Source organism: Janthinobacterium sp. J1-1, from assembly GCF_030944405.1.
Taxonomy (GTDB): Bacteria; Pseudomonadota; Gammaproteobacteria; order Burkholderiales; family Burkholderiaceae_D; genus Janthinobacterium.
On record NZ_CP132339.1, the window covers coordinates 2,892,753 to 2,914,616 of the forward strand.

The 21,864-nt window shown below is 63.6% G+C and carries 20 protein-coding genes; 6 read left to right on the top strand and 14 right to left on the bottom strand.

Annotation, left to right across the window (positions count from 1 at the left end):
* Window positions 1–23: 23 nt before the first annotated feature.
* From Q8L25_RS13110 to Q8L25_RS13125, 4 genes are all read right to left on the bottom strand, one after another.
* A complete protein-coding gene (locus tag Q8L25_RS13110; RefSeq protein ID WP_308925239.1) occupies window positions 24–440 on the bottom strand; it encodes a type II toxin-antitoxin system HicB family antitoxin in 417 nt (138 codons plus the stop codon).
* Between the two features lie 61 nt (window positions 441–501).
* Window positions 502–747 (bottom strand): type II toxin-antitoxin system HicA family toxin, encoded by a 246-nt coding sequence (locus Q8L25_RS13115; protein ID WP_308925240.1) that lies wholly within the window; start codon window positions 745–747, stop codon window positions 502–504.
* A 292-nt stretch (window positions 748–1,039) separates the two neighbouring features.
* Window positions 1,040–1,525 carry a hypothetical protein gene (locus tag Q8L25_RS13120; protein ID WP_308925241.1) on the bottom strand — a complete coding sequence of 162 codons (486 nt, stop codon included), beginning with the start codon at window positions 1,523–1,525 and terminating at the stop codon, window positions 1,040–1,042.
* Entirely contained in the window at window positions 1,522–2,082 is a 561-nt protein-coding gene (locus Q8L25_RS13125; RefSeq protein WP_308925242.1) for a hypothetical protein, read from the bottom strand. The genes Q8L25_RS13120 and Q8L25_RS13125 overlap by 4 nt, the downstream gene beginning before the upstream one ends.
* 365 nt (window positions 2,083–2,447) lie before the next feature.
* On the opposite strand from Q8L25_RS13125, the gene Q8L25_RS13130 reads away from it, so the two are divergent.
* The 4 genes from Q8L25_RS13130 (at window position 2,448) to Q8L25_RS13145 (ending at window position 8,202) form a co-directional block, all read left to right on the top strand.
* The gene (locus Q8L25_RS13130; RefSeq protein ID WP_308925243.1) at window positions 2,448–2,951 is read left to right on the top strand and encodes a hypothetical protein; all 504 of its coding nucleotides are present in this window, start codon (window positions 2,448–2,450) and stop codon (window positions 2,949–2,951) included.
* A 192-nt stretch (window positions 2,952–3,143) separates the two neighbouring features.
* The gene (locus tag Q8L25_RS13135) at window positions 3,144–3,761 is read left to right on the top strand and encodes a PEP-CTERM sorting domain-containing protein (protein ID WP_308925244.1); all 618 of its coding nucleotides are present in this window, start codon (window positions 3,144–3,146) and stop codon (window positions 3,759–3,761) included.
* 196 nt (window positions 3,762–3,957) lie between these two features.
* Window positions 3,958–7,773 (top strand): ATP-binding protein, encoded by a 3,816-nt coding sequence (locus tag Q8L25_RS13140; protein ID WP_308925245.1) that lies wholly within the window; start codon window positions 3,958–3,960, stop codon window positions 7,771–7,773.
* Window positions 7,774–7,797: 24 nt separating this feature from the next.
* Entirely contained in the window at window positions 7,798–8,202 is a 405-nt protein-coding gene (locus tag Q8L25_RS13145; protein ID WP_308925246.1) for a hypothetical protein, read from the top strand.
* A 55-nt stretch (window positions 8,203–8,257) separates the two neighbouring features.
* Here the strand turns inward: Q8L25_RS13145 and Q8L25_RS13150 are convergent, their stop codons facing one another.
* Complete coding sequence (locus Q8L25_RS13150) at window positions 8,258–10,504, bottom strand: TonB-dependent siderophore receptor (RefSeq protein WP_308925247.1); 2,247 nt, start codon at window positions 10,502–10,504, stop codon at window positions 8,258–8,260.
* Between the two features lie 280 nt (window positions 10,505–10,784).
* Here Q8L25_RS13150 and Q8L25_RS13155 point away from each other — a divergent pair, with 280 nt between their 5' ends.
* Window positions 10,785–11,984: an FAD binding domain-containing protein gene (locus tag Q8L25_RS13155; RefSeq protein WP_308925248.1), complete on the top strand. Its 1,200-nt coding sequence runs from the start codon at window positions 10,785–10,787 to the stop codon at window positions 11,982–11,984.
* Between the two features lie 35 nt (window positions 11,985–12,019).
* On the opposite strand, the gene Q8L25_RS13160 is transcribed toward Q8L25_RS13155, so the two are convergent.
* The 8 genes from Q8L25_RS13160 to Q8L25_RS13195 all read right to left on the bottom strand — a co-directional run bounded on the left by Q8L25_RS13160 (window position 12,020) and on the right by Q8L25_RS13195 (window position 19,214).
* The gene (locus Q8L25_RS13160; protein ID WP_308925249.1) at window positions 12,020–12,778 is read right to left on the bottom strand and encodes a glycosyltransferase; all 759 of its coding nucleotides are present in this window, start codon (window positions 12,776–12,778) and stop codon (window positions 12,020–12,022) included.
* Window positions 12,775–13,419: a class I SAM-dependent methyltransferase gene (locus tag Q8L25_RS13165; protein ID WP_308925250.1), complete on the bottom strand. Its 645-nt coding sequence runs from the start codon at window positions 13,417–13,419 to the stop codon at window positions 12,775–12,777. The genes Q8L25_RS13160 and Q8L25_RS13165 overlap by 4 nt, the downstream gene beginning before the upstream one ends.
* On the bottom strand, window positions 13,416–14,186 hold the full coding sequence (locus Q8L25_RS13170; protein ID WP_308925251.1) for a PIG-L family deacetylase: 771 nt from the start codon (window positions 14,184–14,186) through the stop codon (window positions 13,416–13,418). Before Q8L25_RS13170 ends, Q8L25_RS13165 begins: the two co-directional genes overlap by 4 nt.
* A 1-nt stretch (window position 14,187) precedes the next feature.
* Window positions 14,188–15,225: an acyl-CoA dehydrogenase gene (locus Q8L25_RS13175; RefSeq protein WP_308925252.1), complete on the bottom strand. Its 1,038-nt coding sequence runs from the start codon at window positions 15,223–15,225 to the stop codon at window positions 14,188–14,190.
* A gap of 119 nt (window positions 15,226–15,344) precedes the next feature.
* Window positions 15,345–15,953 (bottom strand): hypothetical protein, encoded by a 609-nt coding sequence (locus Q8L25_RS13180; RefSeq protein ID WP_308925253.1) that lies wholly within the window; start codon window positions 15,951–15,953, stop codon window positions 15,345–15,347.
* A 106-nt stretch (window positions 15,954–16,059) separates the two neighbouring features.
* Window positions 16,060–18,132 (bottom strand): methyl-accepting chemotaxis protein, encoded by a 2,073-nt coding sequence (locus Q8L25_RS13185; RefSeq protein ID WP_308925254.1) that lies wholly within the window; start codon window positions 18,130–18,132, stop codon window positions 16,060–16,062.
* A 172-nt stretch (window positions 18,133–18,304) separates the two neighbouring features.
* Window positions 18,305–18,742, bottom strand: a complete 438-nt coding sequence (locus tag Q8L25_RS13190) for a hypothetical protein (RefSeq protein ID WP_308925255.1) — start codon at window positions 18,740–18,742, stop codon at window positions 18,305–18,307.
* Between the two features lie 238 nt (window positions 18,743–18,980).
* A complete protein-coding gene (locus Q8L25_RS13195) occupies window positions 18,981–19,214 on the bottom strand; it encodes a DUF3563 family protein (RefSeq protein WP_374694268.1) in 234 nt (77 codons plus the stop codon).
* A 301-nt stretch (window positions 19,215–19,515) separates the two neighbouring features.
* Here Q8L25_RS13195 and fucP point away from each other — a divergent pair, with 301 nt between their 5' ends.
* Window positions 19,516–20,823, top strand: coding sequence for an L-fucose:H+ symporter permease (gene fucP / locus Q8L25_RS13200; protein ID WP_308925256.1), 1,308 nt, complete (start codon window positions 19,516–19,518; stop codon window positions 20,821–20,823).
* Window positions 20,824–20,873: 50 nt separating this feature from the next.
* Here fucP and Q8L25_RS13205 read toward each other — a convergent pair whose 3' ends face one another.
* Window positions 20,874–21,767, bottom strand: a complete 894-nt coding sequence (locus tag Q8L25_RS13205) for a LysR substrate-binding domain-containing protein (RefSeq protein ID WP_308925257.1) — start codon at window positions 21,765–21,767, stop codon at window positions 20,874–20,876.
* Window positions 21,768–21,864 lie beyond the last annotated feature (97 nt).

Consider the following 21,864-nt stretch of genomic DNA (forward strand, 5'->3'; position numbering starts at 1 on the left):
CGCTGCGGGCTTTTTTATGTGCATCAGGCCGTGACAATCTCAAACTCTCGGCCAAGTGCATGCATGGCTTCTTCGATGGCGTCGATCTTTGTGGTGTGTGCCAGGTCCAGCAATCGCGTGACTTCCTGGGGCTTTACACCTAGGCGCCGGGCCAGCTCAGCCGGGCGCATATCCTGCGCGGCCATTTCATTGAGCAGCAGTACCTTGGCGCTGACGCTGGCCGGTAGGCTGATAAGGCGCTCGCCAGGCTGCGCCGCTGAAGGTACGGGCGTGGCGCGGCGGTCCTCGAAGTAGAAATCCATCGCACTTGCAAGGGCAGAGCGGGCTTCGGCCAATGCTTCGGCCTCATCATCGCCTTGTGCGATCGCTTCGGGGATATCACGGAACGTGACGACATAGCCGCCTTCTGGTGCCGGGGAAAAAGTTGCAGGGTATTTCATATAGCTCCTTTTCATGGGGAGAGTCGGCGCGGTGCCGGAAAGGCCCTTTCAGGGAATTTCCTCATTTCAGGTTGAGTTGTTTTTTGACACCTTCGACAAGTCCTGTTTTCAGTTCCTTGCCTGGATGCCTCGGTAAGATGGTCTGTTTGCCGTTTAGATAAACTTTCAAGTGATTTGTGCCTTCCTTGAAAGTCGCCCCTTTTAGCTTGAGCCATCGAACAAACTCACTCTGCTTCACCGCGCCCCCGATGCTTGGTTCGATGGAATGAGTATAAGCAAAAATGTTTGTATTTAAAAGTATTATCAACAAAATTGCTTATATTTTTTTGATCGGCCGGATGCGCGCGTGAGCATGCCACGCAGGAATTTTTGCACTTCGCGCCTATCGCTCATTTTTCTCTGTCAGTCGTTTTCAATACTTTTATCAGGTTGACCTGCGCAGGCCGCTCTTGCCGGGCACGTAGAGCTATACGTTTTACCACTTGGTGAGCGGGCCCTGCGCCACGGCAATCTCGCTGGCTTGGGGGGCAGGTCGCAACGTCCTGCTGGTTGGCGAGCAGGTGTGTGGGGCGACGTCGATTACCTCCGTTCTCGCCAAGTCAGGTTGCTGCTGGCAATGTTGATATCTCGAAGTGATATGGCAGGCAAGATATAATGCGTCGCTGCCCTTCAGCCGTGAAATAATCGATGTTGAACAGTGCCTCCTCAAGACAGATGTCACCGCGCCATCCTTCACGCTCGACTGTAATGAATACTTTGTTACTTCCGAGGCCGAGATTGCCACCGCAATAGAAGATCGTCGGACGAGGCCTGCCTGGCGGAATCTCTGGTAACACGTCCGGCCATGTTTTTCGGCGCGCAGCAGGTGGGTACCTCATTTCATCCTGCTGCAGCATCACACGCTTGACGATCAAGGTGCCTTGCCACAGTGGATATTGCTCGGGCAATACCTGGCGCTCATCAATGATGCGATCTGCATCGCCGCGAGTGAGCATGCAATACAACAGATCGTATTTCTCGGTCAGGATGTTGTACAGAGGTTCGCTGTCAGAGCCATTTGGATCCATATCGAATATCGTGCTCATGAGATACCTCCGTCAGCGACGGTCCAGCCATCGATGAAATTCACGAACTCCCCGATATCGTCGAGGTAGCGCATCGCTGCGCGTATCAAGGAGTTTGCGCGGTTGCCTTCGGGCTCGAATCGAATGCCCTCGTTAATTGCAAGAAACAAAAGTTCGCAGGCAATTGTGACGGCACAGTCAACATTACAGCGCTCGCCGCTGACAGTGGCGCGTAACGCGGCGAGTTCGTCGTCAGTGGCGCCATCAAAGGTATTTGTCCATGCATTCAACAGCGTGTCGTTAGCGGTAACGCCTTTGATTTCAGTGAAAATCTCGTCACGAATTTCATCGCGGCAGTTGTCGCGCCACTGGAGCAGAGTCGTTGTTGCGCGCAGATCATCTTCATTACGGTTCCACACGGCAGCCGCCTTCGTAGCGCGGAAGATCACGCTTTCAAGAGTAGGCTTTTGTATGCCGGGCTCATCGCTGAGCGAGCCGATTGGCGCCTTTCTGTCTTGCGACAAAGACTGGTCACTTGTGTCTGGTGGCAACATTATTCCATTGCTGTGATCTTCCATAATTTTTCTCCAAAAATTCAGGGTGTGATGTACCCTCCAGCGCGTGAACGCAGGGTGGATTTTTATTGATTGCGGCTGCAACCCTTGGTATTTTTTGCGCGTTAGAGCGACGCCCCTTGCGGCTTGTCAGGCGGTTTTAATAGTGAAGCCTGGATCAAATGAATGGCATATTCATGCCAATTAATCTGATCGCCGACTTGATGGTTTTTCGCTTGGAATGGGCGGGACTGGCACCTTGGCCATCCTGTTGCCAATGAAGTCGATGGCGCGACCTGCCTGCAGCCGCGCAGCAAGCATGCCGAAGCCAAAATCGCCAATCTCCCGTTTGCTATATCATGGTTCTCATCCATCAGGGAGGACCGGCCATGTCAGCTTACCAGCAGGCGCAGCAGCAGCGTGCGAACAAGAAATTGGCGGAAAAGCTGGCGCTGGAAGAGAAGGAAAGAGCGCGTCTTGCGGCCATTTCTGCCTTCCTGGCCGTCACCATCAAGGGGATGGAGCGGTTTGAAAAAATCTTTGAAGAGGAGCGGCAGACGATCGCCGGCGATGGCGGCACCTGCCAGGTGAAAAGCTCGCACTCCGACGCTTCCTACAGCACGGCGATGATTTTTTCGCTGGCCGCGAATACGGATATCCGGGGCGGCGCGCCGGTCGTGACGATTACCCTGACCGGCAAGGCCGATGGTACGGCGGTGTTGCACGGCAAGGCCAAGCTGAATATCGGTTCGACCTATGAGCCATCCCAGCTTGGGTACAAGGACGACCTGAAGCTGGCGTCGCCGACCTTCGAGCAGGATGTAAAGCAGTATCTGTGCGAGCTGTATATCAATGCCTTCGAATTCATCGATAAATACACGATCGCCAAATGATCCTTCGGCAGGGCCCTGCTGCGCCAGTCGCTGTCAAGCGCGCTGGAGGTTCATGGGGCGCCTGTCCCTGAATCTCAGCCTCAAAAAAATTATAAAAGTGAAACTATTGATATGAAAATACCATCATAATTATGATTTTTTTAATGACATCTGGTAACATTCGATTTCCAAATAAAAACCAAAGGGATCAATATGTTCGTGTCAAAAATCAAGGCCATCGTGCTGACCACTGTGCTGGCCATGGCTGCCGGCGGTGCGCAGGCGGAGGTGATCACATTTAACGATAGCACGGTTGCAAACCATACGGTTTTGACTTCCTACACCGAGAGCGGCTATGCATTCACCCTCAAATCAGGGTCGGCCTACTTGACCGATGCGAATGTCGGTGGTGGCGCCGCATCAAGTACCTTCACTTACAACGGCACGGATTTCCTGATACTGAACGGCTCGGTAACGATGACCAACGCCGCCCACACGCCATTTTCGGTAAGCAGCATCGATCTGGGTAATTTCTACTACGCGTATCCCAGCACGGCGATGCTGACCGGCACGCGGGCCGACGGCACCACCGTGAGCCAGAGTTTCACCTCCTCTATCACAAACCAAAGCAGCACGACCGACTTCACGACCCGGGCCTTGACGAATTTCACCAATCTGACCGCCTTCAATATCCAGCAGACTTCGGGCGTCTACTACGCGTCGGTGGATAATATCAACGTATCGGCGGTGCCGGAACCATCGACCTGGGGCATGCTGGGCCTGGGCCTGATGTTGGTCGCCGGCGCGCTGCGCCGCAAGAAATCGGCATAAGTTTTCGCCGCGCCCATCACCTGGCGCAGCGAGCCGACCAGCGCCCCGCGGGGCGCTTTTTGCTGGGCGGTCACTTTGATAGTGGCCAGGGTAGCACTTCTCCCGATCTGCGCACAAGCGACCCACCGTCCCGTCATATAATAGGATACCAATCTCATCCACTCATCGCATCGCCTTTTTGCCCGGTACAACCTCCGTGACTCAGCTCCTTGCCCCACCTTCGATCGCCCCGCTCAACCACGACCTGAACTGGCTGTCCGGCGGCGGCGAGATGGGTGCGCTGATCCGTACCATCGACTGGTCGGCCACCTCGCTGGGGCCGCTGGAAAGCTGGCCGCAAAGCCTTCGTACGTCCGTCAGCCTGTGCCTGTCGTCGACCTTCCCGATCCTGGTGGCGTGGGGGCCGGAGGACGTGCAGATCTATAACGACGCGTATCGCCCGATCTGCGGCGCCAAGCATCCGGAATCGATGGGCGAGCCGTTCAAGGTGTGCTGGGCCACGGCCTTGCCGGTGGTCGGCGACGCCTTCGACCGCGCGCATGAGGGCGAAGGCGCGTATATCCGCGACCAGCGCATGTTCCTCGACCGCTACGGCTACCTGGAAGAAGCCTTCATGACGTTCTCGTTTTCGTCGATCCGAGACGAATCGGGCAAGGTCGGCGGGGTGTTCCACCCGATCACGGAGTCGACCGGGCAGGTGCTCAATGCGCGGCGCACGCAGGGCTTGCGCGACCTGAGCGCGGCGATCGGCACGGCGCGCACGATAGGCGACATCGGCGCGCAGATGGCCGGCCAGTACGACAGCCTGGCGCTGGACGTGCCCTTTTTGCTGTTTTACCAGATCGATGCCGACAGCGGACAGCTGGCGCTGCGCGGCAGCGCGGGCATCGCCGTCGACAGCGCGCTGGCGCCGGCCAGCACCGCGTTTGACGATGTGGTCTGGCCGTTTGCCGCCACCGCGCAGGCCGGCGTGATGCAGCAGGTCGATGGCCTGGAGGCGCGCTTCGGCCTGCCGGCCTGTGGCCCGTACGAAGAGCTGCCGCGCAGCGCCATGGTGCTGCCGCTGGCCTTGCCGGGGCAGGAAGCGCTGTTCGGTTTCCTGGTGGCCGGCACCAGCGCCTGCCGCGCGCTCGACGATGATTACTTCAATTTTTATGCACTGTTGAAAGGCGCCGTCAACACGGCGGTCGGCAATGTGCTGGCGTATGAGCGCGAACAGCGACGCACCGAAGAACTGGCCGAGATCGACCGCTCGAAGACGGCGTTTTTTTCCAATGTGTCGCACGAGTTCCGCACGCCGCTGACCCTGATCCTGGGGCCGCTGGCCGAATCGCTGGGCGACACCCAGCATGCGCTCGGTCCGGTGCAGCGCCAGCGCATCGAGGTCACGCACCGCAATTCGCTGCGCCTGCTGAAACTGGTCAATTCCCTGCTCGATTTTTCGCGCATCGAGGCCGGCCGGGTGATGGCGACCTATGTGGCGGCCGACTTGCGCCAGGTGACGCTGGAGCTGGCCGGGGTATTCGAGTCGGCGATGGAAAAGGGCGGCCTGGCCTACACGCTGGACTTGCAGGACCTGGGCGAGGCGGTGCATATCGACCGCGACATGTGGGAAAAAATCGTGTTCAACCTGCTGTCGAACGCCTTCAAGTTCACCTTGCAGGGCGAAGTGGCGGTCACCTTGCGCCGCCACGAAGGCATGGCGCGCCTGTCGGTGCGCGACACCGGCAGCGGCATTCCCGCGCAGGAATTGCCGCGCATGTTTGAACGCTTCCACCGTATCGAGGGCGCGCCGGGGCGCACCTACGAGGGCACCGGCATCGGCCTGGCGCTGATCCAGGAACTGGTGCGCCTGCATGGCGGCACGATTGCCGTGCACAGCGTGGAAGGCGAGGGCACGCGCTTCGATGTCGACATGCCGTTCGGCAGTGATCACTTGCCGGCCGAGCGCCTGGGCCGCGATTTCGATGACGCCGGTTCGCAGCAGCAGGGCGCCTCGTTCGTGGAAGAAGCCTTGCGCTGGCTGCCTGACGCCGCCGATCCGGCGCTCGCGACACCGGACGCCGCGCCGCAGGTGCCCGATGCCGCGCCGGTGCGACCGCGTATCGTGGTGGCCGACGACAACAACGACATGCGTGCGTATATCAAGTCGCTGCTGGGCGCCTATGCCGACGTGACGGCCTGCGCCGACGGCGAAGCGGCGTTCGAGCTGTTGCTGGCCGACCCGCCCGATTTGCTGGTCAGCGACGTGATGATGCCCAGGCTCGACGGCTTCGGCCTGATCGCCCGGCTGCGCGCCACCGAGTCGCTGCGCCATGTGCCGGTGATGCTGCTGTCGGCGCGCGCCGGCGAGGAAGCCAAGGTCGAAGGCTTGCGCGCGGGCGCCGACGACTACCTGGTCAAGCCGTTTTCGGCCAATGAACTGCAGGCGCGCGTGCAGCGCCAGGTCAGCCTGGCGCGCGAGCGCCACCAGCAGCGCCAGGAAGCGATGAAGCAGGAAGCGTATTTCCGCACCTTGATCGACGCCTCGCCGGTGATGCTGTGGACCACCGACGCCACCGGCTACGCCACTTACCTGAGCCGGCGCTGGAGCGACTTTACGGGCCGCCTGCCGGAGCAGGAACTCGGTTTTGGCTGGCTGGAGAACGTGCACGCGGAAGACCTGCAGCGCACGCGTGACGAATTCATGGCCGCCAATGCCATTCACTCGCCGTTTTCCATCGACTACCGGCTGCGGCGCCAAGATGGCGAGTACCGCTGGGTGATCGACGTCGGCCAGCCGCGCGTCGACGAGGGCGGTGCGCCGTTCGGTTATGTCGGTACCGTGATCGACGTGCATGAACTCAAGCTGCTGCAGGAACGTGCCGAGGCGCTGGCGGGCGAACTGGGCGAGAAGAACCGCATGCAGAGCGAATTTCTGGTGACGCTGGCGCACGAACTGCGCAACCCGCTGGCGCCGATCCGCACCGGCCTCGAACTGATGCGTTCGGGCGCGGCCGCCACGTCGCGGCATGACATCGGCGGCATGATGGAGCGCCAGGTCAACCATATGGTGCACCTGGTCGACGACTTGCTGGACATGGCCAGGCTCACCAGCGGCAAGCTGACGCTCAAGCGCGAAGCGGTGATGCTGGCCGCGGTGGTCAACCAGGCGATCGAAATCAGCATGCCGCTGGTCAGCGCGGGCGGTCATCAACTGGCCGTCGACCTGCCGCCCGATAGCGTGGCGCTGCATGTGGATCGGCACCGGATCGCGCAGGTGCTCAGCAACCTGGTCAATAACGCCGCCAAGTACACGCCGAAAGGCGGCGCCATCAAGGTGGCGGCGCGCATCGATGCGGTAACGGGCCAGGTGGTGATCGATGTCGTGGACAACGGCGTGGGCATCGCCGCCGACGTGCTGGCCACGGTATTCGACCTGTACGCGCAGGCGCCCGGCAGCGAAGGCATGTCGCAGGGTGGCCTGGGCGTGGGCCTGAGCCTGGCGCAGCGGCTGGTGCAACTGCATGGCGGCCGGGTCGAGGCGGCCAGTGGCGGCATCGGGCACGGCAGCCGCTTTACCGTGTGCCTGCCACTGCCGGGCGATGCGCTGCTGCCTGCCGCGCAGCCCGTGCGCGCCGCGCCGGCGGTGCCGGTGACCGCCATGAAAGTCCTGCTGGTGGACGACAATATCGACGCGGCGGAAACCATGAGCGCACTGCTGGAGTTCAGCGGCTACGAGGTGATGCTGGCCCATGACGGCGCCAGCGCCCTGGAAAAAGCGGCACAATCACCGGTGCCGCTGGTGCTGCTCGATATCGGCTTGCCCGACATGGATGGCTATGCGGTGGCGTTGGCCATGCGCAAGATGAACGGCATGGCGGACGCCACCCTGATCGCGCTGACCGGCTGGGGCAGCGAGCAGGACCGGCTACGCTCGCAGCAGGCCGGCTTCGACCTGCACCTGACCAAGCCGGTCGATTTTACGGCCTTGCAAACGACCCTGGCGCAGGTGGCGGCCAGGCTGCCATAGCCACACTGCGGCGAAGGAGGCCATATGGATGTTGTACACCTGCGCCAGATGGGCAAGCCCCAGGCGGCGGGCCTGTGTTTCGTGTTCCTGTGGTTCTTTATCGGCGGCATCATGCACTTCGTGGCCACCGGCACCGAAGCGAGCATCGTGCCGCCGTGGATGCCGTGGCCGGTGGCGGCGGTGCTCATCAGCGGCGTGTTCGAACTGCTGGGCGCGGTCGGCATCCTGTACCCGCCGACGCGCAAGGCGGCCGGCATCGGCCTGTTCCTGCTGACCATCGCGGTCACGCCCGCGCATTTCTATATGCTGCAACGGCCCGAGCTGTTCCCGGTGCCGCTGTGGGCGCTGTGGCTGCGCTTGCCGGTGCAGCTGGGCTTGCTGTGGCTGATATGGTGGAGTACCTGGCGCGTGCGGCGGCGCCGGTCATGAATAAAAACGGCCGCTCCATGAAGCGGCCGTTTCCTTGTTCACACGGCGCCCGGTATCAGAACGTCGCGCGCAGGGTCACCACCACGTTGCGCGGGTCGCCGTAGTAGTAGCTCAGGCCCGTCGGGCCATACTTCTTGTAGTACACCTTGTCGCCCAGGTTGTTGACGTTGACCTGCAGCGAGTAGCCGTTGCGGAACTCATAGCCGGCCATGGCGTTGAAGACCGAGTAGCCGCCCTGGCTCGCCGTCAGCACGCCGGAACGCACGTACGAATGGTCCTGCACCGCCACGCCGCCGCCGAAGCTCAGGCCTTGCAGCGTGCCGGTGGCGCGGTAGTTGCTGAACAGGCGCAGTTGCTGGCGCGGGTCGATGCTGCGCAGCGGCTGGCCGAGGTTGGCCTTGGTCGGATCGTTCAGGTATTTGGTGCGGGTATTGGTATAGCCGCCCGTGACCTGCCAGCCCGGCATGATTTCGCCGGCCACTTCCAGTTCCCAGCCTTCGCTCTGCGTCTTGCCATCGGCGATGCGGCAGTAGCCGGTCGGGTTGGACACGCCGCATGGATTGCTGGAGGTCGTGTCGTCGACCGCGCGGCCTTCGTTGTTGATGCGGAAGATGCCGGCCGAGGCGGTCAGCTTGCCGCCCAGGAACTCGCCTTTCAGGCCCGCTTCATAGTCTTCGCCGGTGATCGGTTTCAGCAGCCGGTTGTTGACGTCCTTGACGTTTTGCGGCGTGAAGATTTCCGTGTAGCTCAGGTAGGCGTTGATCTGCTTGGTGATGTCGTAGGTGACGCCGGCAAACGGCGTGATCTCGTGCTTGATCTCGTAGTTGGTGGCGGGCGAGGCGGACGCCTTGTAGTCCCACCAGCTGGCGCGCGCGCCGATGATCACGGCCAGCGGATCGCTAATCGACAGACGGGCCGTGCCGAACAGGCCCTGCTGGCGCGTGTAGGTCGGCGTCAGGTTGTTGACGGCGGTCGCATCCTTGTCGATATAGCTGGTGTACGGGTTCCAGTTGCGGATATCGACGTTGGTCAACGGGTTCAGGTTGAACAGACCGGCCGTGCCGCGCGTCTTGGTGCGCAGGCTTTCGCCGCCGAACACCAGCTGGTGCTTGCGGCCGAACAGGGTGAACGGGCCATTGGCCGTCAATCCGGTGGCTTCCTGGTCGCCGGCGTCGCCCGTGTACAGCGACGTCGTCACGCCGAACAGGTAGGGATTGGTGGTCGACGAGCGCGTGAAATAGCTTTGCTTGAAGCCGTTGTCGTCCATGCGCATGCGCGTGTATTCGCTGCTCAGCTTGACGGTCCACTCGTTCTCGAAGCGGTGCTCCAGTTCCACGAAGGCCTGCTGGTTGTAGCGGTTCCAGCGGTTCCAGTCGGCGCCCAGGTAGGTGTTGCGCGGCAGGTTCAGCGAGGAACCGTCGAAGTTGCCCGGCAAACCGCCCCAGGCGCCGGTGGCGTCCAGGTCGGTGTGCTGCAGGCTGGTGGTCAGCGTGGTGCTCTTGTTCAGGTCGATCGCCAGCACGCCGTACAGCACCTTGCGGTTTTCGTCCCTGGCATCCTGGAAGAACTCTTTTTTATCCTTGACGGCGACGATACGGCCGCGGATGCTGCCGTCTTCATTGAGCGGGCCGGACACGTCCGCTTCCAGGCGGCGGCGGTCCCACGAACCGAGCGACAGGCCCAGGTTGGCCTGGAAGGTCCTGGTCGGGCGCTTGCGCACCATATTGACGGTGGCCGACGGGCTGCCCGAACCGCGCAGCATGCCGGAGGCGCCGCGCAGCACTTCCACGTGATCGAGCACGGCGGTGTCAGGCTGGATGAAGATCGAGCCGCCCTGCGTGATCGTCAGGCCGTCGACCTGCATGGCGTCGATCGAATAGCCGCGCGAGAAATATTGCACCCGTTCGCTGTCGACATAGTCGACCGTCACGCCGGGTGTGTTCTGCAGCACTTCGTTCATGTCGAAGAAGGCGCGGTCATCGAGCAACTGGCGGGTGATGACGGTGACCGGTTGCGGGATCTCGCGGTTCGATTCGAAACCCTTGAACAGGGTCGACTTGCCGGAGGCGAGCGAGCGCGAGTTCTCGGTGGAGGTGCCCTTGTCGGCCGTGCCGGTAATGGTGATGGCGGGCAATGTCGCATCGGCGCCATTGGCCTGGGCGTCCGCCACGGCGGTCTCGGCCTGCGCCGAGGTGATCGGCAGCAGCAGGGCGGCGCTGGCGCACAGCAAGGTGATCCTGGCGGCATGCCGTACAGGATGGAGGACGAACATGGGGTGGGCAGTGGCGCGGTGGCGGGACATCGGAACTCCAGAGGGTAGCTTGGTAAATAAGAATCTAAATGATAATCAATCTCATTATAATTATGCCGATGTTGTTACGTCCATGCAATTGTGATTTTCTGTGACAATTAGTGGTGCCAGAGCAACGTTGTCAAAAGCGCTGCTGCATGGCGGCGTTAAGGCAGCACTCATACGCAAGGATGAGTAGCCCATACCCATGGGCGAGTGTGTTTTTTCGCCATTGAGATAAGCTCGGCGGCATGCCTGGATCACAGGCCGTGCCATCTCAAGGAGAAATATCATGCCACTGCTGCATCCCGCCACGTCCCGCCCGCGCGCCGTGATTATCGGCGGTTCGCTCGGCGGCCTGTTCGCCGCCGTTTCACTGCGCGCCATCGGCTGGGACGTGCGGGTGTTCGAGCGTTCGGCCGGCGTGCCGGACAGCCGCGGCGGCGGCATCGTGCTGCAGCCCGAGGTGGAAGCCGTGTTCGACTTCGCCCGGGTGCCGCACGCGGTGCCCCTGGGCGTGGCGTCGCGCGAGCGCATTTACCTCGACCGGCAGGACCAGATCGTCAGCCGCGCCATGATGCCGCAAGTGCAGACGTCCTGGAATACCCTGCATGGCAGCATGCGGCGCGCCTTGCCGCACGATGTGCTGCATGCCGGCGAACGCCTGCTGGGCTTCGAGCAGCAGGGCGCGCGCGTGACCGCGCATTTCGCCGGCGGCCGCAGCGAAGAAGCTGACTTGCTGATCGGCGCCGACGGCGCGCGTTCCACGGTGCGGCAGCAACTGCTGCCGCATATCGCGCCCCATTACGCGGGCTATGTGGCCTGGCGCGGCCTGGCCGCCGAACGCGGCCTGGCGGCGGACCTGCAGGCCAAGCTGAGCGACAGTTTTGCCTTCCAGCAGGGTGAAGATCATATGCTGCTCGAATACCTGGTGCCGGGCGACAATGAGTCGACCCTGGCCGGACAGCGCCGGCGCAACTGGGTCTGGTACCGCAAGATTGCCGCCGGTGACGCGTTGACGCAGGCGCTGACCGACCGCGATGGCGTGGCCCACGCCTTTTCGCTGCCGCCGGGGGCCATGCCGGATGCGGCCATCGCGGCCCTGCGCCACGATGCGGCGCAGCATCTGGCGCCCAGCTTTGCGCGCCTGGTCGAAGCCACGCCCGAACCTTTCGTGCAAGCCATCCTCGACCTGCAGGTGCCGCAGATGGTATTTGGCCGGGTACTGCTGGTGGGCGACGCCGCCTCCGTGCCGCGTCCGCATACGGCCGGCGGCGCGGCCAAGGCGGCCGCCAATGCCCTGAGCCTGGCGCGCAGCCTGCGTTCCGCCGATACGGGCATGGCGATAGACGCGGCGCTGGCGCGCTGGCAGGGGCAGGCGCTGCGCCACGGCAGGCAGATGAGCGAATGGGGTATCGCGCTGGGCGAGCGCATCATGGATATGGCGCCGCACGGCGCATCGGATGGGCGGCCGCGCGAGGGCATGTTTTAGTGTGCTGACTGGCTTCCAGGTCGATATGCCGCGTCTTACGCACTGAGCGTCGGTGCCGGCATCGCCACCGTCGACGCCACCAGTCCTTCGATCACTTCCGCCACCCCCATCGCCCCCACCACCTGCAACAGGGTATCGCCAAAGCCGCCCCTGGCCTTGGCGTCGCGGCGGGCGCTGGTGGTCACGCGCGGCGCGGCGCTCCAGGCGATGCGGGCGCCGCTGGCCTGCAGGGCGGCGACCAGGGCCACGTCTTCGCTGCAGGCCAGCGGCGCGAAGCCGCCGGCGCGCAAATAAGCCTTGGCGCAGACGCCGAAGTTGGCGCCGTGGATATGGCGGTGGCCGTCGCAATCGGTATAGGTGCGGGCAAAATGCTCGCGCAGCGCGCTCGCGTGATCCGCATGCGGCGACCAGTCGTCGACGGCGATGGTGCCGCAGACGGCGTCGGCTTTCTGCGTCAGTTGCATGCACAGCCAGTCGGGCGCGACGCAGGTGTCGGCGTCGGTGAACGCCAGCCAGCGCGCGCCGCGTTCGAGTAGCAGGCTGGCGCCGGCGGCGCGCGCGGCGCCCACGTTGCGCGCCTCGACGGCGATGCAGTCCAGGCGCCAGCGCGCGTCGGCCTGCATGGCGTGCGCGAGCACGATGCGCTGCGAGCGGTCGCTGCAGGCGTCGAGCACGATGACGATGCAGACCGCTTCGCCACAGAGCTGGGCGCAGGTGGCGGCCCTGGTCAGTGCTTCCAGGCAGGCGGCCAGGCAGGCTTCTTCATTATGTACGGGAACCACGACGCCGATCATGCGAAACCTTCTTTCTGCGCCACCGAGCGCTCATCGTTGGACCACACGCCGAGCAGGAAATCGGCTTCTTCGTGACGCACCAGGCAGTGCAGGCCAGGCGCATGCTGGAAGGCGTCGTGCACGCGCACGGTCGACAGGATGCGCTGCGCAAATGGCGCGCGCCAGTGGCACAGGACGATGCTGCCGCCCGGCGCCAGGCCGGCCACGCTGTGCTCGACCACCTGCGCCAGCTCGTCGGCCGACAGGTAATAGGCGATCTCGCTGATGACGATCAGGTCGAATTTTTCCACCCCCTTGGTGGTGCGCGGCCAGTCCTGCGGCAGGCGGTGGCGCTCGAGGGTGACGTTGTCTTCCTGCCGCGCGTCGGCCAGTCTTTGCCGCGCCAGCTGCAACGCTTCGGCGGAAAAATCGGCCGCCAGCAGGCGCTCGCAGCGGCGCGCCAGTTCGAGCGTCAGTTCGCCGTTGCCGCAGCCCGGTTCATAGGCGTTGCGGTAGCGCTGTTGCGGCAGGCAGGCCAGCAGCAGCGCGCGCTTGCGCGCTTCGTACCAGCGCTGGCGCACGCGCCATGGATCGGCATCGTCCTGGTACAGCTGTTCAAAATAGGCGCCGCGCGCGTCGCCGGTGGGTGATGTCAGGTTCATCGGAAGTAGACCTCGCTAGGGTGCAGCAGGCGTTGCAGGGCATGTGGGGCAAGGATGGCCGGCTGGCCGGTGGAAGCGTCGGCCTCGATCTGGCTGGCAAAGCAGCGCACGGCGTCGCGCTTGCGCCGCAGCAGATCGCCGGGCAAGAGCAGGCGGCGCGCGCGCTGCCAGGGCACGCGCGCGTCGCCGGGCACGGCCCAGTGCCAGGTCCAGACCGGCATTTCCACCAGCAGCGCGCCGCAGGCCGGCGCCGCGGCGGCACAGGCGCGCCCGCAGGCTTCATGGTCGGGGTGGCCATCGAAGCGCCAGGTGGTCAGCACGGTGTCGCCAGGGCGCAGGATTTCGCGCAGCATGGCGCCCAGGTGGGCTTCGCGCGCGCTGACGCCGCCGTCGGGCAGGTGCAGGCGCAGCCACGCTGGCGTGATGCCCAGCGCGGTAGCGGCCTGCACCGATTCATCGGGGCGCACGCGGCTCAAACGCTCTTTCGGCCACAGGCTGGAACCGGGATGGCTGGCGCCGCCGTCGGTGACGGCCACCAGCAGCACCTCGCTGCCTTGTTGCGCCAGCAGCTGCAGCAGGCCGCCACAGGCGAGGATTTCATCGTCGGGGTGGGGCGCAACCACCACCGCGCGCGCACTGCCCGGCACCAGTTCGCGCGCCGTGACGGGCGGCAGGGCGGCCAGGCCGGGCCAGGCCTGCCAGTCGGCGTCCGGCGTGCCTGCGCCTTCGATCTGGCGCTCTTGCTCGGGAATCATCAGCATGCGCATGTCACAGCCCCCACGGATGGTCGGCGGCGCCGGCGACAATGCCGCCGAGGGTAGCCTGGTCGCGCTCGGCATGGCTCTGGCGCAGGAAGACCGGCAGGTCGCTTGCCAGGCGGGCAAAGTGCGCATCGCGGCACAGCGGGCCGGCGCCCAGCGCGCGCGTGGTCAATTGCAGCACCAGGGTGGCGCAGTCTTCGACGGCCAGGCGCAGGCGCAGCGCCAGTTCCATCGCGTCGCGCTGGGGATGCTGGTCGATCTCGCGCGCGCCTTCGCGCAGCAGGGCGCCGGCGGCGCGCAGCGCGCAGTCGATCCGCCCCAGTTGCGCCAGGCGCACCGGGTCGGGCGTGGCATGCCCGGCGCGCGCATGCAGGTAGCCGGCCACGGCGCAGGCGGCGCCATACCAGCCGGCCGCGATGCCGGCGCCGCCATGCCAGAAGCCGGGCCGCGCCAGGTAGGCGCCCGGTGCGCCGACCGGGGTGGCATGGGCGGCGGAAAACAGCACGTCGACGCTGGCGCTGCCGGCCATGCCGACCGCCTGCCAGCCCTCTTGCGTGACGGTGACGCCAGCCTGGTTTAACGCCACCGACGCCAGGCAGGCCTCGCCGGCCTCATTCCAGCAGCTGACCAGGGCGTGGCTGAGGCCGGCCGCGCCCGAGCACCAGGCCTTGCGGCCATCGAGCTGCCAGTGGCCATTGGCGCCCTGGTGCAGCTTGACGCGCGCGCCCGGCATTTCCGCGCACCAGACGCCCCAGCTGCTGCCGGGCGCCTCGCCGGCGCCGTCAATTTCAGCCAGGATGGCCAGCGCGTCGGTATGGCCTTCATACAATTTGAGCAGGGACAAATCGACTGCCGCAATTGCCGCCAGCGCCTGCCAGCGCTGCAGGGTGGCGCCGTGGCCAGGGAGCGGCAATCGATCGAGCCCGGTGGCTATCAGGCGCTGCAATTGTTCCAGGGGCGGTTCAGCGTGGGCGGGCAGCAGGGCGGCCAGCGCTTCGGCGCTGAAGGCATCGGGTGGTGCGATGGAATGGGGGGTAGCAGACATTGCAAGCTCCTGTTTTTGGAACAGGTTAGCTTTGTATTTTTGCAATGTATGTACGATCCTGCACAGTCGCCGGCAAACAGAGGCATGTTTGCCGGCTTCCCGTCCAGCCCGGCCGCTGATTATTTGCGCGTGTAGATTTCGTCCGGCACCCAGGTGCCATTTGCCAGCGACAGCAGATACAGCGTGTTGCCATTGATATACATGGCACCCGATGTCGCCGAAGCCGGTTCCGTGCCGGTGTCCAGGATGCAGCTGCGCGACGACGAACTGAAGTTGATGCACCATTTTGCCTGGCCCAGTTCGGTCAGGTATTGCACGGCGCTGCCGGTAATCAGGGTCTTGTACGATGGGATGGCGACATTGACCTTGTCGAGCTTGACGGTGGTGGTCGCGCCGCTGGTGGTGAGCTTGATCGGCGAATCGGCCGAGCCCGTGAAGGTGATGCTGGCATTGGCCGATGTGGTTTGCGTGGCAAGCGGTGTGCCGCTGCAGTTCGACGCGACGAAATACTCGGCCTTGGTGACCACTTCCAGCGTGCCGTCGGCTTTGGCCGACAAGGTCACGCTATCGAGTTCATGATCGTCGCATGGCGCTTGCCAGGTGCCCGCATAGACGGAAAGAGGGGCGGTCACTGTGCCGGTCCCGGTCCCGGTGTCGGGACTGGAAGAACCGCCGCCGCAAGCGGCCAGCAGTGTCGAGGAAACCAGGATGGTCAGCGTCTTTTTCATGTTTTCCTTTGATTGTTGTCTGGCGCCGGAACACCGGCGCGCTTGGATTATATGAAATATTTCTTTGTTGAAACTAACCAAAACTATCCAGGCTTGTGCGTGTGCCTCAGAACGCTTCCCAATCATCGCCCGGCGGCGCCTTGGCACTGGCAGGTTTTGCGGCGGCCAGGCGTTTGGCCGGTGCTGGCGCCGCCTTTTGTGTCTTTATCGGCTGTGCCACGCGCGGCGCGGCGGTTGACGCTGGCGCCGGCTGGCGCAACTGTTCACCAAGCTTGAACACGCCGACCACGTCGGCCAGGTGGTGCGCCTGGTCCTGCAGGCTTTCGGCCGCCGCCGCCGCTTCTTCGACCAGCGCCGCATTCTGCTGCGTCACGCCGTCCATTTGCGCCAGCGCCTGGTTGACCTGGGCGATGCCGTCGCTTTGCTCGCTGGTGGCGACGCTGATGTCGGCCATGATGGCGGTCACCTTGCGCACGCTGTCGACCACTTGCTCCATGGTAGCGCCCGCTTCATCGACCAGCTTGCTGCCGGCCGCCACCTTGTCGACCGAATCGTCGATCAGCAGCTTGATTTCCTTCGCCGCCGCGGCGCTGCGCTGGGCCAGACTGCGCACTTCGGTGGCGACCACCGCGAAGCCACGGCCCTGCTCGCCGGCGCGCGCCGCTTCCACGGCCGCGTTCAGGGCCAGGATATTGGTCTGGAAGGCGATGCCGTCGATCACGCTGATGATGTCGACGATCTTGTTCGACGAGTCATTGATCGAAGTCATGGTGGCGATCACCTTGCCGACCACCACGCCGCTTTGCTGCGCCACTTGCGAAGCGGTGGCGGCCAGCTGATTCGCCTGGCGCGCATGCTCGGCGTTTTCCTTGACGGTGCCGGTCAGCTCCTCGACCGAGGCGGCGGTTTCTTCCAGGGAACTGGCCTGCTGTTCGGTGCGTGCCGACAGGTCGTTATTGCCCTGCGCGATCTCGGCGCTGGAACGGGCCACGTTGTCGGCGCTGGCCTGCACCTGCAGCAGCACGGCGTGGATTTTTTCAACGAACTGATTGAAGCCCTGGCCGATCACGGCCAGCTCGTCGGTGCCCTTGACGTCGAGCTTGACCCGCAGGTCGGCGTCGCCGCTGGACAGGTCGGTCATGGTCGCGCCCAGCCGGCGCAGCGGACGGGTCAGGCGGTTGACAGTGAGAATCAGGATGCCGGCCGTGGCGGCCGCGCACAGCAGGGCGACGATCAGGGTATAGGTGATCAGCTCGCGCGCCGGCGCGGTGGCGACGCTCTTCGGAAAGCTCAGCTCGACGCTCCACGGCGCGATCTCCGGGTGGATCAGCAGGGGTTGCAGCAGGTGGATGATGCCGTTACCGTCTTCATATTCGTAGGGCTGGCCCTGGCGCACCTTGTCCAGGCCGGCGGCCGGCACATCGTCGGCCGGCTTGCCCAGGCGGGCCGGCAAGGGGTGGCTGGCATACAGGCCGCCGTTGGAGATCAATGCCAGCTGGCCGCCTTCGATCACTTTCAGTCCGGCCAGGATGGTCGTCAGGCGGGTCAGCATGAAGTCGGCGCTGGCCGCGCCCTGGAAACCGTCGATCATGATCGGCGCCACCAGCGAGGCCATCAGCACGCTCTTGCCGTCGACCGGATACAGATACGGCTCGGTGAAGACGGGCTTGCCGCTGCGCTTGGGCACGTCATACCAGTCATTGGCGCCCGGCTTCGGGTCGAACACGATGGGTTCGGCCTGCATCTTGCCGCCGGCGCCACGGGTCCAGTAGGGCATGAAGCGGCCACTGGCGTCGTACAGGGGAGCTTGTCCTGCAAACTCGGCATCCTTGCCGTCGAGCGCGTTCGGCTCCCAGGTGACGGTCACGCCGATCAGGTCTTCCGAGCTGGCCAGGGTTGCCTTGCTGAGTTCGTTGATCTGTTCGCGCTGCAGCGCCAGGCTGGCACCGCGCGTGCCGCGCATGGCGCCGGCCAGGCTGGTGACGGCGGACAGGTTGCCGCTGATGCGCGCCTGCAAGGTGCTCGACACTTCGCGCGCCGTGGTGCGGGCCAGGGCCATGGAGGCGGCCTCGGCGTTGGCGCTGCTTTTGAAACCGATCACGGCGGCAGTGATGCCGAGGCTGAAGATGGCCAGCGCGGTGGCGGCGACGCAGATCTTGCTGTTTAAGGAGAGTTGCATGATGGCGTATCCCTGGCAGCGTGGGCGTGCTTGAAAGAGCGGATGGCGGCCGCAAGGGCCGATGGTCGGGCAAGCTGAATTCTCACCAAACGTCACTGAAAGGATAGGGCCGCCGCGTAGTGAAAGTCAATTAAGTTGTGATGCGGAAAATCACATTTGTTGTTTCGAAGCACTACGCGGGGCGTGCCTCATCGGCTGGCCGGCCCCGCTCCAGCGCCTGCCGCAGCGCCGCCAGCAAGGCCGGCAAGGCTGCGTGCAGCGCCGGCATGGACGCTTCCGCCAATGCGGCCTGCGCTTCGCAATGCCCGGACGGCGGGCCCCAGCGCACCTCGGCAGCAACGCTTGCATCGCCGTCCAGTCCCGACACGGTCACCAGCAGCGCCAGCTCATCGGGCTGGTGGTCCGGCACGGCGTCCAGCAGGCACGAGATGCCGAAGCGGTATTCAAGAAAAGCGCCTTGCGACCCGGTGGAAAAGGCAAACACGGACGCGAGTACCTGAGGTGACGCCTGCGCCAGCGACGGCAAGGCAGCCTGGAACAGCGGCAGCAGTTCCGCTTCCATGCGCAGGACAAGAGGATGGTGATGGCTGACGACGGTCATGGTGGACACAGTAGTACCTAAGTAGAATCTCGTAGTAAAACTAGCAAAAATTCGACTTCGCAGCGATAAATGCCATGATGCGTTGCAACATCGTAACTGTTGCAATATTGCCCTGCAGCCCATCCCGGGCTCAAGCCAAAGGCGAGCAGGATGGTGCTATCGGTATTGTCGCGGACGCGCAAGGCGTGGACAAGGGTCTTGCTGACTTTGTTGCGGATATGCGTACAACCAGGTGCTGCGGTGTTGCTTAACGACCCAGGCCGCTCATCCAGCTAGGCTGCGGGTGGGCGCGCGACAGTTCACGCATGCGGTATTCCAGGTCGTAGCGGTCGGTCGATTCGGCCAGGTAGGCTTCTTCGTAAGCGCGTTCGCGGTGGTCAGGACCTTGCGACAGGAAGGTGGTGATGCCTTTGACGATGCTGGTCAGGGTGGCAACGATGTTGTTCGATGGGGTGCTGTGGTACATGAATGTGGTCGACATGGCAGGCTCCGGTTAGTTGGGGTGTAGCAACTGCTGCACCGCAACATAAGTATAGTCCTTTCAAGTTATAAGTACACTTTCGATTTCAAATGTCAGCTATTCAATTATCGAATAATGGTGGTGAAAGCTGCGCAATCCGGGGCTTTCGGGCATAATGCGCCCATACTGAAGTAGTATTACTACGACACTTGAAGGCTGGCTGATGTTGTTTTCAGACCTCGACGCTGCCTGACCCGCTGTGCGGTGCATGACAGATATAAGGCAAGACAACACAACTCTTGGAATTGAAAATGGAGAAGGTATGGAATATGTAAAGCAAGGCCAGGGCGCGCGCGCCACGCAGGCTGGCGCGCAAAACAATACAGGCGCCCTGATCATTGTCACGGTGCTGTTTTTCATGTGGGGACTGCTGACATCGTTGAATGATGTGCTGATTCCCCACTTGCGCTCGATCTACACGCTGACCTATGTGCAGGCGATGCTGGTGCAATTCTGTTTCTTTGGCGCCTATGCCATCGTTTCCATGCCGGCCGGCGCGCTGATCAAGCGCATCGGCTACCAGCGCGGCGTCGTCGCCGGCCTGCTGATCGCGGCCGCCGGCTGCGCCATGTTCTATCCGGCCTCGACCGGCAGCTACGCGCTGTTCCTGCTGGCCTTCTTCATCCTGGCGGCCGGCATCACGGTGCTGCAGGTGGCGGCCAATCCGTATGTGACCGAACTGGGCGACCCGCAAACGGCGTCGAGCCGCCTGACCCTGACGCAAGCGTTCAACTCGCTCGGCACCACGGTGGCGCCGACCCTGGGCGGCATTTTGATCCTGTCGGGCACGGTATTGACGGTGCAGCAGTTCGACCTGCTGCCGGCCGCCGAGCAACTGGCCTACCGCGCCAAGGAAGCGGCCGCCGTGCAGGGGCCGTACCTGGCGCTGGCCGCCACCCTGGTGGTGCTGGCGGTGCTGTTTGCGCTGGCCAAGCTGCCGACGATTTCGCATGCGGACGATGACGTCAAGCTGTCGAGCGACGGCCACAAGGTCTCGATCTGGTCGCACCGCCACCTGGTGCTGGGCGCGCTGGCCATCTTCCTGTACGTGGGCGGCGAAGTGAGCATCGGCAGCTTCCTGATCAACTTCCTGGGCGAGAGCCATATCGCCGGCCTGACGCCGGCCGACGCCGCGCATTTCGTCAGCTACTACTGGGGTGGCGCGATGGTCGGCCGTTTCGTCGGTTTTGCCGTGATGCGCTATGTCAGCCCGGGCAAGACCCTGGCCTTCAACGCCGCCATCGTGATCGCGCTGATCCTGGTCGCCGTGTTCGGCACCGGCCACACCGCCATGTGGGCCCTGATCGCCGTCGGCCTGTTCAATTCCATCATGTTCCCGACCATCTTCAGCATGGCGCTGAACAAGCTGGGCGCGCAAACCGGCCAGGGTTCGGGCATCCTGTGCATGGCCATCGTCGGCGGCGCCATCGTGCCGTTCATCCAGGGTTTCCTGGCCGACCACATGAACTTGCAACTGTCGTTCATCGTGCCGGCCCTGTGCTACACCTTCATCCTGTACTTCGGCTGGAAATACGCCAGCATGTACAACGATGACGCAGCTGTGAAATAACGCGCGGTCGCTGGAAAAAAGAAAGGTGGCCTCGGCCACCTTTTTTGCATTCAGGGCGCGAACCGCGTGCCCAGCACATCCTGGCATACGGCCAGCCAGGCGCGCGCCGCGTGCGACAGGTAACGCCCGTTCCAGATATGCGCCACCTGCCACGCCAGCTCCGGCTCGACGATGCGCACCGCCGCCAGCGGTACACCAGCCAGGCGGTGGATGAACGGTTCGGGCAGCAGCGCCACGCCGAGGCCGGCGGAAGCCATGGCGACCAGCCAGTCCCACTGGCCGCTCTGGGCGGCGATGGCCGGCTCGAAACCGGCCTGCGCAAAATGCTGGCGCAGGCTGCGCGTCAGGGCAAAATCATCCTTCAATAACACCAGCGGCAAGTCGGCCAGCGCCTTGAACGGCAGGGTGGTGCGCTGCTGCTGGAAGGTGTCCGGCTCGGCCAGCGCCCAGATCGGATAGCTGGCGATCCGCACCGTCACCAGGTCCAGCTCGGGGTCGGCCGGCAGCACCGTCATGCCGATCTCCAGTTCGCCGGCCGCCACCTTGCGCTCGATCTGCTGGCCCGTGTCTTCCTGCAGGGTCAGGCTGATCTGCGGATGGCGCGTGCGAAACGCTTTCAGCACGGGCGTGAACAGGACATTGATCATCGGCGGGATACCGACAGTCAGGCTGCCGCGCGCCAGCGCCTGCGTGTCGCGCACTTCCAGGGTCAGCTGGCGCATGCTGGCCAGCATCTGCTGGCCGTGCTGGTAGACGATGCGGCCGGTGTCGGTCAGGCTCAGCTTGCGCCCGTCGCGCACCAGCAGCTGGGCACCGACCTCGTCTTCGAGCTGGCGCACCATCTTGCTGATGGTCGATTGCGTCAGGTGCAGCGATTCGGCCGCCTGCGTAAAGCTCGACAGGCGTACGGTTTCCACGAAATAGCGCAGGGAACGAATATCCAAGATAAGTATCGCTTCGTCAAAGCATGAAAATTGCGACTGGATATATCGCTATTAATTCATGCTATCCATGTATCCCGGATTTTATACTGAAGCCACT